This is a genomic window from Nocardiopsis sp. LDBS1602 (assembly GCF_035818715.1).
In the GTDB taxonomy this organism is placed as follows: domain Bacteria; phylum Actinomycetota; class Actinomycetes; order Streptosporangiales; family Streptosporangiaceae; genus Nocardiopsis; species Nocardiopsis alba.
This window is the reverse complement of sequence record NZ_JAYLVW010000001.1, coordinates 1323931-1338198: the sequence shown is the minus strand read 5'-3', so window position 1 is coordinate 1338198 and position 14268 is coordinate 1323931. Positions and strand designations below refer to the sequence as shown.

14 protein-coding genes, 1 tRNA gene and 2 pseudogenes are annotated in these 14268 nt (G+C 70.3%); 6 read left to right on the top strand and 11 right to left on the bottom strand.

The window, feature by feature from the left end; all coding sequences use genetic code 11:
• Positions 1-36: 36 nt before the first annotated feature.
• The gene (locus tag U9J66_RS06110; protein ID WP_326337270.1) at positions 37-1704 is read left to right on the top strand and encodes a hypothetical protein; all 1668 of its coding nucleotides are present in this window, start codon (positions 37-39) and stop codon (positions 1702-1704) included.
• 102 nt (positions 1705-1806) lie between these two features.
• A tRNA-Pro gene (locus tag U9J66_RS06105) sits at positions 1807-1880 on the top strand.
• A gap of 105 nt (positions 1881-1985) precedes the next feature.
• Here the strand turns inward: U9J66_RS06105 and U9J66_RS06100 are convergent.
• The 3 genes and pseudogenes from U9J66_RS06100 to U9J66_RS06090 form a co-directional block, all read right to left on the bottom strand.
• Positions 1986-2104: pseudogene (locus U9J66_RS06100) on the bottom strand (IS5/IS1182 family transposase); the annotation flags it as partial.
• A 274-nt stretch (positions 2105-2378) separates the two neighbouring features.
• A complete protein-coding gene (locus tag U9J66_RS06095) occupies positions 2379-2846 on the bottom strand; it encodes an SAM-dependent methyltransferase (RefSeq protein ID WP_326337269.1) in 468 nt (155 codons plus the stop codon).
• 42 nt (positions 2847-2888) lie between these two features.
• The gene (locus U9J66_RS06090; protein ID WP_326337268.1) at positions 2889-3095 is read right to left on the bottom strand and encodes a hypothetical protein; all 207 of its coding nucleotides are present in this window, start codon (positions 3093-3095) and stop codon (positions 2889-2891) included.
• A gap of 27 nt (positions 3096-3122) precedes the next feature.
• Here U9J66_RS06090 and U9J66_RS06085 point away from each other — a divergent pair, with 27 nt between their 5' ends.
• Entirely contained in the window at positions 3123-3278 is a 156-nt protein-coding gene (locus U9J66_RS06085; RefSeq protein ID WP_234305717.1) for a LuxR C-terminal-related transcriptional regulator, read from the top strand.
• Between the two features lie 59 nt (positions 3279-3337).
• Here U9J66_RS06085 and U9J66_RS06080 read toward each other — a convergent pair whose 3' ends face one another.
• Positions 3338-3751, bottom strand: a complete 414-nt coding sequence (locus tag U9J66_RS06080) for a VOC family protein (protein WP_017534003.1) — start codon at positions 3749-3751, stop codon at positions 3338-3340.
• Between the two features lie 60 nt (positions 3752-3811).
• On the opposite strand from U9J66_RS06080, the pseudogene U9J66_RS06075 reads away from it, so the two are divergent.
• A pseudogene (locus tag U9J66_RS06075) lies at positions 3812-4320 on the top strand (transposase); the annotation flags it as partial.
• Between the two features lie 52 nt (positions 4321-4372).
• Here the strand turns inward: U9J66_RS06075 and U9J66_RS06070 are convergent.
• The 7 genes from U9J66_RS06070 to U9J66_RS06040 form a co-directional block, all read right to left on the bottom strand.
• A complete protein-coding gene (locus U9J66_RS06070; RefSeq protein WP_326337267.1) occupies positions 4373-5182 on the bottom strand; it encodes an ABC transporter ATP-binding protein in 810 nt (269 codons plus the stop codon).
• The gene (locus U9J66_RS06065) at positions 5179-6246 is read right to left on the bottom strand and encodes a FecCD family ABC transporter permease (protein WP_017534000.1); all 1068 of its coding nucleotides are present in this window, start codon (positions 6244-6246) and stop codon (positions 5179-5181) included. The genes U9J66_RS06070 and U9J66_RS06065 overlap by 4 nt, the downstream gene beginning before the upstream one ends.
• Complete coding sequence (locus tag U9J66_RS06060; RefSeq protein WP_017533999.1) at positions 6243-7262, bottom strand: FecCD family ABC transporter permease; 1020 nt, start codon at positions 7260-7262, stop codon at positions 6243-6245. The genes U9J66_RS06065 and U9J66_RS06060 overlap by 4 nt, the downstream gene beginning before the upstream one ends.
• Positions 7259-8305 (bottom strand): ABC transporter substrate-binding protein, encoded by a 1047-nt coding sequence (locus tag U9J66_RS06055; protein ID WP_017533998.1) that lies wholly within the window; start codon positions 8303-8305, stop codon positions 7259-7261. Before U9J66_RS06055 ends, U9J66_RS06060 begins: the two co-directional genes overlap by 4 nt.
• A gap of 277 nt (positions 8306-8582) precedes the next feature.
• Positions 8583-9758: a PrsW family intramembrane metalloprotease gene (locus U9J66_RS06050; protein ID WP_161111588.1), complete on the bottom strand. Its 1176-nt coding sequence runs from the start codon at positions 9756-9758 to the stop codon at positions 8583-8585.
• The gene (locus U9J66_RS06045; protein WP_161111589.1) at positions 9755-10348 is read right to left on the bottom strand and encodes a hypothetical protein; all 594 of its coding nucleotides are present in this window, start codon (positions 10346-10348) and stop codon (positions 9755-9757) included. The genes U9J66_RS06050 and U9J66_RS06045 overlap by 4 nt, the downstream gene beginning before the upstream one ends.
• A 157-nt stretch (positions 10349-10505) precedes the next feature.
• Positions 10506-11438, bottom strand: coding sequence for an MBL fold metallo-hydrolase (locus tag U9J66_RS06040; protein ID WP_187294475.1), 933 nt, complete (start codon positions 11436-11438; stop codon positions 10506-10508).
• A 142-nt stretch (positions 11439-11580) separates the two neighbouring features.
• On the opposite strand from U9J66_RS06040, the gene U9J66_RS06035 reads away from it, so the two are divergent.
• Complete coding sequence (locus U9J66_RS06035; RefSeq protein WP_326337266.1) at positions 11581-13455, top strand: hypothetical protein; 1875 nt, start codon at positions 11581-11583, stop codon at positions 13453-13455.
• Positions 13456-13484: 29 nt separating this feature from the next.
• Positions 13485-14222 (top strand): maleylpyruvate isomerase family mycothiol-dependent enzyme, encoded by a 738-nt coding sequence (locus tag U9J66_RS06030; RefSeq protein WP_326337265.1) that lies wholly within the window; start codon positions 13485-13487, stop codon positions 14220-14222.
• Positions 14223-14268: the final 46 nt, after the last annotated feature.

The following is a 14268-nucleotide window of genomic DNA, read 5'->3' as shown; positions in this document are numbered from 1 at the left end:
CGTGAGGATGGTGGAGGGCCGTTCCGGCTCGGGCCCGTGCCCGTGTGGATCGGCGCGGGGCTACTGGTCGGCGCCCTGCTATGGCTCGTGACGATGTCCGTGACCCGCGGAGAGTGGCTCGAAGCCTCCGGCGGCTCCCTCTGGTGGACGGCCGTCCCCTTGGCGGTCCTGATCCTGAGGGGCGGGATGAGATGGAGACGCCGCCACCTCTACCCTCCCTCCGTCCCCGTGTATCTCGTCTGGATGTCCCTGGCCTGCCTGCTCGCTCTCTACCTGGTGTGGAGCGCCTTCCCCGAGGGGCTCTTCAGCGGGACCACTCCGGAAGGGCGAGCGGTCCTCGCCCGGCCGGACGACGCGCACGTGTGGCTGGTGGTCTGCGCCGTGGCCCTGGGGTGTCTTCTCATGCTCGCCGGTGGTCGGCGGTTCGAGCCGAGGCCGGCCCGGAGGTTCCTGCCGATGGTCGGGATCGGGGCCGTGGCGGTCGTCCTCGTCGGGGTGTCGCTCGCCCGGTTCGTCGTCCCCTGGGTGCCGCATCGCGTCGCCGGTGACCTCGGGGAACCCGAGGCGATCCCGGCCACGGTCTCCGGCGTCGGTTGGGAGTGGCGTCCGCCCCAAGGGCAGGAGATCCGCGCCGTCGAGGTCTGGGATCACGGGCCGCTCGTTCTGCTGTCCGACGGGGTGACCGCGTTGGACGGGGCGAGCGGGGCCGAGAGGTGGTCCTATCTGCGCCCCAACGATCCGGTCGATGAAGTGTGGACACGCGATGGTCGTGTGCACGTACGCCACCTGGTGGGCGAGACCGAGGACGGCGAGGACCCGCGTGCCACGGATGTGCTGGACCCGGCCGACGGGAGGGTCGTCGAGGTGCGGGGCGACCTCGTCCCTCCTCCTCGGGACGGGTCCTACGGGGAATGGGACCTGGAGATCCTCGCGGAGATCTCCGACCTCCCCGAAGACTGCACGGTCACCGGAGTGCTGAACCACGGACCTCTCATCGTCGGGACCGTCGGTTGCCCGGACGAGGACGGGGAGCTCTTCGAGAACGCGGTCAGGGCGAACGACCCCTTCGGGTGGGAGGGGACCGGTGTGGACGCCCGGCTCGTGGCGGTCGACCGGGAGGAGGAGATCGAGCTCTGGACCCGCGAGTGGAGCGTCCCGCCCGGTGAGGAGGGTCCCCGGCAGAAGACGGTCCCGGAACCGGGAGAGGGTCACGTGGTCGTGCTGGAACGCGGCCCCGAGGGCAGGACCCTGGTGCTCGACGCGGAGACCGGTGAGGACCTCGTGGTCCTTCCCGAGGAGCACGCCTACAGCGCGGACCTCAGGGGGGTGGTGGCGGCCGACGCGAACGGGGCCGTGATCGCCCGTGAGACGGGAGAGTTGGAGACCACCTTCCACCGGATCGACCCCTCCGGAGAGGTCACGGGCACGGCCGTGGTCGAGGGGGTCTACCTCCACGACATCACCATCGGCGGGTCGTCCATCGCGGTACTGGAGGACGCCCTGGCCTTCGTCGGTGCGCGGGACTACCTGGGCGAGTCCGGTTATACCCTGGTCGCGCCCTTCGGGGAGACCGTGGGTTGGGAGAGCCCGACCATGATGTTCTCGGAAGGCCGCGCGGCCTCGGAGGCGATCGCCGTCCCGGGAGCTCTCGTGGCGGTCGCCCGGGACGGGGGGTCCGAGCGCTTGGAGGGATGGACCCCCTGATCCGGTCCCGGGCGCCGGCGCGGCCTCGCCGATGTTCGTCGGGCCCGGGAAATGCGATAGAGTCTGAGCTGTTGGTCGCGCCGGAGACGGCGGATCGGCGCACGGGACGTAGCGCAGTTTGGCAGCGCACTTGACTGGGGGTCAAGGGGTCGTGGGTTCAAATCCCGCCGTCCCGACAGAGAAGTAGCAGGTTGTAGAGAGGTCCACCATCCGGTGGGCCTCTTTCCGCGTCTCCGGGGGCATCACCCCACGTCACGCAGATTGCGTTCCTCGCGGCCACCTATCTCACGATCGCCGTGTCTGCGTCGACCGCCGCCCTGAGGACGCGTGAGCGCCCCGGCGCCACCCGCTGGAACAGCTCCCACGACTCATCCGGAACAAGGCCTTCGACCATCGACACACGGCCAGGCCATCGAGCATCCAAATGAGATGAACTCTGAGCAGGTGGAACGAGAAATTTCGCTACAGCACGCGGAACAGTTCCAATGACGACTCTCGTCTCCCGCCCCGGTGACGCGCCATCGAACAGGTTCACATCCTGAACGCGGAATCGGACCCTGGCCCCTGCATCGCCGCTTGGCTCTTCAAGGTGCTCCTGTTCGTGTGAGCATCACCGAGTCCTCGCCTGGCAAGAAGGAGATGCAATGGTAGGGGGCTCACGCCTTTTTCGGTGACTACTGGGATTGGATTGTTCGCCAGTAGTCGGACATGAGTTCCTTCGACCATTGCGGTTGGGAGACAGTGCCGCGTGGTGCGAACTCGAGCATGTAGGGCTTGATGTCCAGAACCGGGGTCCGATCGATCGCGTCGAGACCTTCGACCGTGACGCTCAGGTTCTGGACGTCGACGATTCGCACGGTGGTAACGCCGATGCGGTTGGGGCGGTTCTTGCCCCGCTGGGCGAAGATACCGACCTTCGGCCATGACTCGTTCCCCCGAGGGTGCCGGGCTCCGGTCGTGATCTTCTCAGGCGGGACGCGGTCGAACCAGTAGACGATCACCGCGTGGCTGAATGCGTCGAGGCCCTGGAGCGCCTCGGGGGAGAAGGTGTCGCCGTCGAGGTGGATGGTCGTCGCTTCCGCGTCCCAGGCGTCGTCGGTGGCATCCGTCCGTGTGCTGTGCACGAAGCCGATGGGGATCAAGTGAATCGACATGTCTTGTCCTGCCCTTCTCTTTCGACCTTGTCAGAATATGAGCGCCAGGAGCCCTGACGTGAGTGCGGCGACGAACAAGGTGTTGAAGATCGTGGTGCCGAGTCCCCCTCGAAGACCGAAGGGGACGTCCCGGTCGTTGCAGAGGCCGTGACCGGGGAAGAAGTGCTCCGGCAGGTCCAGCGCCATCGCCCCGATGCGGTGCTCCTCGACCTCGACATGCCCGAAGGCGGGCGCCACATCGACAACGAGCTCTTCGTCCAGGTGATGACCTCATACAGCCCACTGACCGAACGCGAACACGACGTCCTCGAATGCACCCTGAAGGGGCTCACCATCGTCCAGACGAGCGAGACCCTTCACCTGCCGACCGGGGCGGTGCGGGACCACCTCTTCAGCGCCGTCCAGAAGACCGCCACGTAGACGCGTCGGGAAGGTCGCCCGCTACGCGCGCGAGAAGAATTGGATATGACGGGCGTAACTCAGGGCTCGGCAGTCTTATCCCTAGCCACGAGCTCGACTTCGAACCCGTCCGGATCCTCCAGATACGCCACATGCCGATCAGGCCCGGCCGCATGGGGGTGCCGATCGGCGAACATCAGCGTCCACCCCTGGCCGGCCGCCTTGCGTACCAGCGACTCCACCTCGTCGGCGGTGTTCACGTGAAAGGCGAGATGGTTCAACCCGGCGCGCTTGCGGTCATGCTCGCCTCGTACCGCGGGACTCGCCTCAAGCACGATGTAAGTGGCCCCGAGCCTGTAGCTGACACCCCGCCCCCAGCGCTCGTATTCCTCGTAGCCCAGAGCCGGCAGCAGCCATCCGAGGCTGTGCTCGGCGGTGTCGAGTTCGCGTACCCACAGCTCGACATGATGTAAAGCGCCGTGGCTTGCGTTCATCGGATTCCTTCCCCTGTACGCAGTAACCGGTGAACCAAGGGTTCATCTCATTCGTGGGAGCTGTTCCAGCGGGTGGGGTCGGGGCGCTCACACGTCCTCAGGGCGGCGGTCGACGCAGACACGGCGATCGTGAGGTAGGTGGCCGCGATCGTCTTCGTGTCCACGTCCGGCCGCCCCTGGGCGCAGCTTCCGCCGGTGTTCGGTCTGTCCGGGCCCACCGCGCACCGGTGCTTCATCGAGTGGTTCCAGGCCCGGGCCCAGGCCGAGCCGCACCGGCTGGTCCTGGACGAACTCGGTGCCCGTGGTCGGTGTGGACTGGTCTCGGTGGGTGATCGACCCGGTCAATATGCGGGCCCTCCAAGGGGGGGAGTTGACAGGTCCGAATCCTGTAGACCGGGGTGAAAATGGGTCGAAGGTCCACTTGATCACCGACCGGGCCTGTCTGTCCTTGTCCGTGGCGGTCTCGGGGGTCAACGTCCACGACCCGCAGCCTTTGGTTCGGGGGCCCTCCGGTCCTGCACCGCCGTGGGCCACGGCGGTGCAGGCCTTCCAAGTCGCACGGGGACAAGGACAACGAGCTCTAAAGGGGGCGCCCAGGTGAACGCCCTTCCTTCGCCTGCGTCAGGGACGCACGGTGCGCTGGGGGACGATCACCGGGGTGCCCGACACCGGGTCGGTGAGCACCGTCGCCTCCACGGAGAACACCTCGCGCAGCAGTTCCTCCGTCACCACCTCGGCCGGCGGCCCTTGGGCGACGATCCGTCCCGCCCGCATGGCCACGATGTGGTGGGCGTACCGGCAGGCCAGGTTGAGGTCGTGCAGCACCATGACCACGGTGCTGCCGCGTTCGCGGTTGAGGTCGGAGACCAGCTCCAGCACGTCCAGCTGATGCGCCATGTCCAGGTAGGTGGTGGGCTCGTCCAACAGCAGCAGGTCGGTGCGCTGGGCCACCGCCATGGCGATCCACACCCGCTGCCGCTGGCCGCCGGACAGTTCGTCCACGTCACGGTCGGCGAACCCGTCCGTTCCGGTCGCCCGGAGCGCGTCCTCCACGGCCTCGTGGTCGTCCTCGCCCCACTGGCGCCACCAGCTCTGGTGCGGGTGGCGGCCCCGGGAGACCAGGTCCCGGACGGTGATGCCCTCGGGGGCGGTGGGGGACTGGGGCAGCATCCCCAACACCCGGGCGACCTCGCGCGAGGGGGTCTTGGCCAGGTCCTTTCCGTCCAGGAGCACCGAGCCGCCCGAGGGCTCCAACAGCCGGGACAGGCCGCGTAGCAGCGTGGACTTGCCGCAGGCGTTGGCGCCCACCACGGTCGTGACCAGCCCGTCCGGGATCCGTACGGACAGCCCGGGTACGACGGGGTCACCGCCGTACCCCAGACGGACGTCACGTGCCTCCAGACGGGCGGTCCGGCTCTCGGCGTCGGTCATCGGGCGGTACCTCTCGATCCACGGCGTCGCTGCAACAGGTACAGCAGGTACGGGGCGCCGACCAGCGCGGTGAGCACGCCGACCGGAAGCTGCACGGGCAGCGCGGTGCGCGCCACGGTGTCGGCGATCAGCACCAGGGCGGCGCCGGTCGACGCGGACAGCAGGGGTGGGATGTCGGGGACGGCGGCTAGCCGTCGCGCGACCTGCCCCGATACCAGGGCGACGAAGGCCACCGGCCCGGCCGCCGAGGTCGCGAGCGCCGCCAGGCACACGGACACCAGCAGGAGCGTCGCCCGGGCCCGGCCGGTGCGCACACCCCAGCCGACGACCACGTCGTCCTCGAAGAGCAGGGCGCGGTTGGTGTGCGCCAGCACCAGAGCGGTGGGCAGTAGGACCGCCAGGCCGAGGGCGACCGGGACGGCGTCCTCCCACGAGCGGGTGTTCAGGCTGCCGGTGAGCCAGACCGCCGCGCGCTGCGCGTCGTGCACGTCCACCACGGTCAGCAGGTACTGCGTGAACCCGGTCAACGCCGCCGACAGGGCGATCCCGACCAGGAGGAGCCGCCGTCCCCGTAGGGAATCGCCTCGGGCCAGCAGGAAGATCAGCGCGGCCGCGCCCAGCCCTCCGGCCAGGGCGGCCACCGGGATCGGGACGACGCCCACGGGCCCGCCCAGCGTGCCCACGGCGATCACCCCGACGGCCGCGGTGGAGGCGCCCGCGCTGATCCCCAGGACGTCCGGGCTGGCCAGCGGGTTGCGCAGTACGCTCTGGCCGAGCCCGCCCGCCAGTCCGAAGGCCGCGCCGACCAGGATCGCCAGCGCCACACGCGGAAGCCGGACCTCCCGTACCGCGTAGACGGTGTTCTCCGCGCCTCGGCCGTGCAACGCGGCCCACAGGTCCGCGGGCGCGGTCGGTCGATCGCCCAGGCTCAGCGCCACCAGGGCGGAGAGGATCACCAGGACGGCGACGGACAGGGTCGCCACCACCACCCGGGCGCGCGGCCGGGGGCGGGGGAGCAGGTCGAGGGCGCGTGACGGACGGCCCGCGCGTACGGTGGCGGTCACAGGCCACGCTCCTTGGTACGTCGGGTCAACCAGATGAAGAAGGGCGCCCCGACCAGTGCGGTCACGACCCCCACCTGGAGTTCGCCGGGCCGGGCCACCAGCCGTCCCACGACGTCGGAGATCAGAAGGAGCAGCGGGCCGAGCAGTGCGGCGCAGGCGAGCAGTCGTCGGACGTCGCCGCCCACCAGCGCTCGGGCGATGTGCGGGATCACCAGGCCGACGAAGGCGATCGGTCCGGCCAGGGCCACGGCGGTGCCCGAGAGCAGGACCACGGCGGCTCCGGCCAGCAGTCGGGTCCGCATGACCCGGACCCCGAGGGCGGCCGCGGTGTCGTCGCCCAGGGCCATCGCGTTGAGCGAGCCGGACACCACCAGGGCCAGGACGGCGCCCGCGAGCATGAAGGGGACGCTGGGCGGGAGCACCCCGGTCCCGGGCATGGTGAGGGCCCCGACCACCCAGAACCGGTACTGGTCCATGGTCGAGGCGCTGAGCAGCACGGTCGCGGAGATCACGGCGCCGAGGAAGGCGGTGGTGGCCGCGCCGGCCAGGGTCATGTTGACGGGTGTGAGGCCTTCGGGGGAGCGCTGGGCGAACAGGTACACCGCCGCCGTGGCCAGCGCGGCGCCCAGCAGGGCGAGGAGGACCCGTGGGGCGCCCGCGCCGAGACCGAGGAAGGCGCTCCCCGCGACCACGGCGACCGCGGCTCCGGAGGAGATGCCCAGTAGCCCGGGGTCGGCGAGGGGGTTGCGGGTCACGGACTGGGCGAGCACCCCCGCCATGCCCAGGCTCGCGCCCACGAGCAGGCCCAGGAGGGTCCGGGGGAAGCGCATCTCCCAGATGACGGTGGCGGCGATGCCCTCCCGGCCGAAGATCCCTTGGAGGGTCTCGACGGGGGAGAGGACGCGCGTGCCCACGGCGAGGCTGACCAGGAAGGCCACGATCAGTAGGACGAGGGCGCCGAGGAGGACCGCGCCGGTGTGCGCGGTCCTCCTCGGCGCGAGGGATCGGGGTGTCACCGGAGGCTGTCGGCGATCTCGGTCAGATCGTCCAGAACGTGTTCGGCGCCGGTCACGCCCAGGCCCAGGTACCAGGTCTCGTCGGGGATCTCGCGGACCAGGCCGTCGTCGGCGACGGCGGGGACCCGGTCCCAGAGGGGGCCGTCCACCACGGCGGCCTGCTCGGTCGCGTCGGCCTCGCCGTAGGTGCCCCAGAGCACCCAGTCGCCTTCGGCCAGGGTGATCTCCTCGGGGGAGATCTCCAGGGCGAGGTCGTCGATGTCCTCGGCCTCGGGGCGCTTCAGGCCCACGTCCTGGAGCAGGACACCGATGAAGGAGTCGTTGCCGTACAGGCGGGTGCGGCCGGCCATGAAGCGGAGCATGGACACGGTGGGGACCTCGCCCCCGTTGGCCTCGACGATGGCGTCACCGACCTCGCCCGCGCGCTCTTCGTAGGCGTCGAGGAGTTCGCGGGCCCGCTCCTCCTCTCCCAGGGCGTCCGCGTTCAGCAGGAAGTTCTCCTTCCAGAGCACGCCGGGGCGGGGCGCGAGAACGGTCGGGGCGATCTCCTGGAGGCTCTCCTTCAGACCGTCGTCGTCGATCCGGAGCGTGGTGCCCAGGATGAGGTCGGGCTCGAGGTTCTTGATCTGTTCGAGGTCGAGAGCGTCGTAGGCGCCCAGGTCCACCGCGTCGCCGACCTCCAGGTAGTCGGGGGCGATCCCGGCGTCGGCGGGGTGGGCGATCCCGACCGGTTCGATGCCGAGGGAGAGCACGTTGTCCAGTTCACCGGTGTCGAGGACGATGACCCGCTCGGGCTTGGCCGGGATCTCCGTCGGTCCGACCTCGCCGTTGGCGACGAGGTTGTCCACGACGCGGGGGAACTCGCCGGGGGCGGCGTCCGTGCCGAGCCGTTCGGAGAGCTCGCGCACGTCCTGGAAGCCCTCCTGCCCGGTGGCCACGTTCGACCGGTTGTCCCCGGTGCCGGAGGTCTCGGTGGTGCCGCAGCCGCTGAGGAGGAGTGCTCCCGCCACGAGGACCGTGGTGGCGGTGGTGAGTCTGGACAAGGGAATCCTCTGATCGCTGATGGTGTCGCCGCGGGCGATCTCCCCGAGGGGTCGAAGGCGGGGCGTGGGCGGTGTCGGCCGCGCACGGGGCCCGTGGTGTCGGTGGTATCGGAGCGCACAGCGATGCCGAAGTGCCTGAAGAACACCATTGCGCCCGATTTAGGTAAAGCTAACCTATGAGCCGCGTTCGTGGCCACTCGGGGCGCAGGTCGGAGGGGTGGGGATACGACGAGGCCCCCGGTCGGCACCGGGGGCCTCGTCGGTGTTCGGAGGCGGCTCATTCGCCGAGCACGGGCTCCGGCCGGGGCGGCGGGTGGTACTCGACCGCCCTCTCCTCGGCGAACGCGACCATCTGTCGTTGCCGGTTCCGTGCGGCCGGCCGTTCCGGCACCGGGGTGGCGCGCAGCTCCTTGACGCGTGCCCGACGACCGGCCAGGGCCATCGCGGAGGAACGTCGCATCCCCAGCTCGTCACCGGCCTCGGCCAAGGCCCGTCGGACCCGGGAACGGTAGGTGTGGCGGGCGACGAGGTAGACGGTCACGGCCGTCAGGAAGATGAGCAGCCCCTTGAACAGGATTCCCGAGACCGAACCCAGCAGCGGCGCGTCGAAGAGCCAGTGCAGGACGATCGCCAACAGCAGGAGCAGGGCCGCCTGGACGGTCCGGCGGCCTTCGGGGCGCCAAGAGGCCGCCGCGACCAGCCCCACCGCGGCCCCCGCCACGGCCGTCATCGCCCAGTGCGAGCCCAGCCCGGTGAGCACGACCCGGAGGAAGAAGGACTGCACGACGGCGACGACGCCGTCGATACCGCCCCTCATGACGATCATGTTCAGCGAGTAGGTGAGGTCCTCCACCAGCTGAAAGCCCAGCCCGACGAGAGCGCCGACGATGAAGCCGTCGATGGGGCTGCGGATCGCCCTCGGAAGGAGGACCGCGATGAGCACGATCCCGACGACCTTGAGCAGCTCCTCGTTCAACGGCGCGGTGAGCGCCGCCCCCCACTCGCCGCCGAAGGGCAGGCCGGCGACCTTGTTCCAGATCGACAGCAGGTGGCCGTTGGCCGTCAGCGCCAGGCCGAGGGCTCCGGTCATGCCCCACACCAGGGCCAGGATCGAGACGGCCATCGTCGGGGCCCGGACCGGCCGGATCCGGCGGAGCACCGCGAATCCCACGACGCCGACCACCGCGAGCAGGACGAACGACAGCGCGGTCTCGCCGGGGAAGACCAACACCATGCCGAGGAAGCCGTTCACGAACATGCCGAACCCGATCAGGCACCCCAGACCGAAGACGATCCCGGTGACGATCCCGAGGGTCCGGTGGCGGTCGGTCGCGGGCCCGCGACCGACGCGCCGAGGGCCGCCCTCCTCGTCTTCTCGAGCGGAGGGGCGTGGTCGTGGCACCCTCCCGTTCACGGTGGAGGGCACGTCGGGTTCGGGGCGCGCGTGACTCATGCTCCACCTCCGACACGGTCGAATCGGAGCGTCTGGAGCAGACGTTCGGCCTCGCCCTGACCGGCTCCGGTGGCGGTCGCCTCGATGACGAAGCCCTTGTTGGGCGAGGGGAACAGGGTGGCGGTCCCGGTGTTCCGGTTGCTGTGCATGACGCCGGTCAGCCCTTCGGCCCCCGACGCGGTGGTGACCGGTTGCGGGTCGGTCAGACTGGCGGAGGGGTCTCCGACGCGGACGATGTTGCGCATCCCCTCCCACAGCTCGATGTCCGAGGCCCTCCGTTCGGGGAGGGCCACGTTCAACCGGAGTTGAGTGGAGCCGTGGCCGAGTCGGTAGTTGTCGCCCGCGCTGCTGTCGCCGGGGAAGATCTCCCAGCCTCGGCCGAAGGTCAGCTTCGCCTCGTGCCCCTCGGCCGAGGCGATCGTCATGCTCTGCCCCGCCGCGACGGGGGTGCCGGAGGGGAGGACGGTGTTCACCAGCGCCCATCCGCCGAGCAGGACCACGACCACGGCGGTGGAGATCCCCAGGGGGACCCAGCCGCTCCGCGGCCCTCGGGGTCTGGCGTGTCTCAGTCCTTCGCTCGCCTCGACCATCGTGCCCCCTTCTGCGCGCTCAGGTCATGTCCACCGGTACCAGCGAAACACCGGTGGACCCTCCGCAGCGGGAGACAAGAGGCACTTGGCTCACGTTTAAGGTGATTTCACCCAAAAAAGGGTCGATGGGTGACCAACGGTCGAGGGCGCGGCGCCTCTACAGGGTGGTGGCCATGGGACCGCCGTTCCACGTGACCGTGTCCTGGAGCGCGCCCAACAGGTCCATCGGCTCCCCGAGGAGATCGGCCTGCGCCCGGTGGAGGTTCAACACGATCCGTTCGGCGTCCGCCCACGAGGAGAATTCGCCCAGGTCCAGAGCGCGCGCGGCCTCCAAGGGGGAGAGCCCTTCGCGTACGGCGTCCCCGGCGGCGTCCAGGACGAACCGGTAGTAGCGCTCGTGGGCGGAGAGGACCTTGTCCAGCTCGGAGGCGCCCAGAAGCGGGCCGTGGCCGGGGACGACGTGCTCGGGTTCGAAGGAGGCCACCCACTCCAACGAACGCAGTGAGCCCTCGAGGGATCCCATGAACGCCAACGGGGTCAGGCCGTGGAAGATCAGGTCGCCGGTGAACAGCACCCGTTCCCCGGGGAGCCAGGCCACCACGTCCCCGGAGGTGTGGGCGGTGTATCCCGGGTGGAGCAGGTCGACCCGGCGTCCTCCCGTGTGGAGGGTGAGCGCGCGGTCCAGGGTCACCCCGGGAAGCCTGCGGGTGACGTCGCCCCACTCCGGCTGCGGCGTCCACGCCGGTGGAAGATGTTCGAAGAGCGGGTCGCGCGCGAGCGCCTCCCGCATGGAGGTCTGTCCGATCAGGACGGTGCTCTCGGGCAGCAGACTGTTGCCGTAGGTGTGGTCGCCGTGCTGGTGGGTGTTGAGCGCCCAGCGGATCGGCGCGCCACCGGTGGCGACGTCCAGCGCGTCGAGGAACCTACGGGTGCGGGTGGCGGTCGCGCACGTGTCGACCACCAGGACCCCCTCGTCTCCGGCGACGGCGCCCGCGTTGTTCACCCACCAGGTGCCGTCGGGCTGTTCCCAGGCATAGACGCCCTCGACGATCTCCCGCAGCACCCCGGTGTCCGGTCCGGTCTCCGTCATCGGTCCCACCCCTGTCGTCTCCGCCCGTTCGGGCAGCAGATTAGCCCTCGGCATCGGGGTTTCGAGGCCGTTCGGGACAATTCGTCGGTCCGTGCTCCCCGGAACGGGACGATTCCGGTCGCACTGTTAACTTGTGGTCCGCATGGCGGACGATACGGACGAGCAGGGGCGAGTGAACGGCGAGAGCAGGGTCGAAGGCGGCCGGAACGAGTACGAGGGGGCACGGCGCCGGCCACTGGCGGACATCGCCGTCTGGACGGGCCTGGGGGTGGTCCTGGCCGGTGTCGTCGTCACCCCGTTCGCCCATCGTCTGGGCGGTGTGGCGGAGGGTCTGGGCTTCTTCTGGTTCCTCGCCCTGGGGATCGGCGCCGTCATACTGGGGAGCGGGGCCGTGGACGCCCGTGCGAGCGCCGCCGAGACGGTCGAGCGCGGACACCCGGTCGCCGGTGAGTTCCTGGCCGTGGCGGCTCTGCTCGCCGGAGCCTGCCTTCTGCTCTTCCCGGACGAGGCGATCCTGCCCTTCGCCGGCGAGGGGTGGAGACCCTCCGCCTCGGCGGTGTTCCAGTTCGTGGTCCTGGTCCTGCTCGCGGTGTGTCTGCTCATGGCGGGCCTGAACGGGCGGCGGACCGGGAGGCTCTCCCGACCACGTCGGACCCTCGCGGTCGTCGCGGGGGCGCTGAGCACGGCCCTGATCGGGGTCGCGGCGGGGTACGTGAGCCTGTCTCCCCTGGTCGAACACACACGCGCCGAGGCCGGAGGGTCTCTCTCGATCCCCTCGGAGGTGTCCCAGGTGGGATGGGAGTGGACACCGGGTGAGGAGAGGCGGATCAGCGGGATCTCCCGAGGGGGCCGCGGCCCGATCGTGCGGTTGACGGACGGCTTCGTCGCCCTCGACGGCTCCACCGGTGAGGAGCTGTGGACCTACCGGCGCCCGCACGGCGCCGAAGTGGAGCACCGGGTGGTGGGGAACGGCACCCGCGCCCGCATGGTGTGGGAGTCGCCGAAGGGTGAACGCTTCCTGACCGTGCTGGACACCGCGACCGGGGAGATCGTCGCGGAGAGGGAACACCCCGAGAGCGGCGACTGGATGGAGGTCGATACCTCGTGGGCCTCCGCCGAGGTCGGTCTGGAGGCAGGCCGTGAACCGCGGAACGGGAGAAGGGACGTCCGCGCCCTGGACCTGGAGACGGACGAGGAAACGTGGAGGCTCTCCTTGAAGGTCCACGAGGGGGACTGCTTCCTCGAAGGGGTGTCCGAATCCGTGATCCTGGTCGGGGACGTCCTCGTGGTCCCCTACGGCTGCGGGCGTGACGACCGCGGCCGGGACGCCTGGCTGATCGTCGCCCTGGACGTGGCGTCCGGAGACGAGGTGTGGCGCCATGAGCAGAAGACCGAGATTCTCGGGCCCGTTCGTGTACGTCCCGGTGCCGGCCGGTCGCTCGGCGAGGAGACCACGGTGGTCGCGGTCGGTGACGACCTCCACGCCCCGAGAGCGTATCTGGACGTCCGTACCGGGGAGGAGATGGCGCTCCTCCCCGAGTCCTCCCCGATCGAGGACGAGGAGGCCCGGGAAGGCGTCGACGTCCTTCGGGAGAGCGGTGACGGGGCGATCGTCCTTCGGTCCGTGCCCGTACGGGAGCGCTCGGAAGAAGGGCGCTACGACCTGACACGGACCGACCCCTCCGGAGCGGTCCTCGACACCGTGCGGGTGGGCGGTGAGCGGCGCGATCTCTCCCACGACGCCGGGCACGCGATGGCCTTGGGCGAGGACACGGTACTGATACCCCACCGGGGCCTGGGGCCGGAGAAGGCGGGCGAGCTCGCGGTGCTGTCGGTCCCGTCGGGCGGCGGGCCCGAGGCCGAGAAGTGGATCGAGGTGGCCGGACCCGGTGCGGCCGGCACCGGGGAGACGGACGAGCACCGTCTGTTCGCGGTTCCGGGCGCCGTGCTCTCCTTCTCCTTTCGGACCGACGACGAGGGACGTGACCGCACCGTCCTGTACGGCCTGGTGCCCTGAACGTCGTTCCTCGGTGTTAGCGTCCCGCCATGGACACCCCCCGATACCTGACCGCGCTCCGAGAACAGGGCACCGCCCTGGCCGAGGCGGCGGAGGGCCGGTTGGACGCGCGCGTGCCCGGCTGTCCGGAATGGACCATGGCCGACCTGGTGTGGCACGTCGGCGAGGTGCACCACTTCTGGCGCACGATCGCCTCCGGTGCCCTCGCCGATCCCGAAGGGTACGAGGCCCCTGAACGTCCCGACGACGACCACCTGACGGAGTGGTACCGCGACGGACTCGCCGAGACGCTCACCGTGCTCACCGCACTCGATCCGGCGGCTCCCCGGTGGACCTGGGCGCCGCGCAAGGACGGCGCGTTCATCCAGCGCAGGATGGCCCAGGAGACCGCGGTGCACGCCTGGGACGCACGGGACGCGGCGGGAGGTCGGGTCCCTCTGCCGGCGGATCTCGCGGCCGACGGGGTCGAGGAGTTCCTCTCCTACTTCCTCGACCTTCGACGGATCCTCGGGCTGCCGGACGATCCGGTGGGGGTGGTGGAGACGGTTCTGTTGATCACGACCGACAGTGGTCACGCGTGGACGGTCGACCACGCCGGATCGGGGTGGAGGTTCGAACGTGGCGTCGGCCGGGCCGCCTGTGAGGTCCGAGGCGGTGCCTCCGACCTGCTGCTTGCTCTGTGGCGTCGGACCGGGACCGAGGACCTGGAGATCACCGGGGAGTCGGGCGCCTTCGCCACCCTGATCGCGGCCGCCGAGACCGAGTGAGACCGGGGCGCTCCCCCTCACTGAACGCCTGATGGTGTCCGCCCGG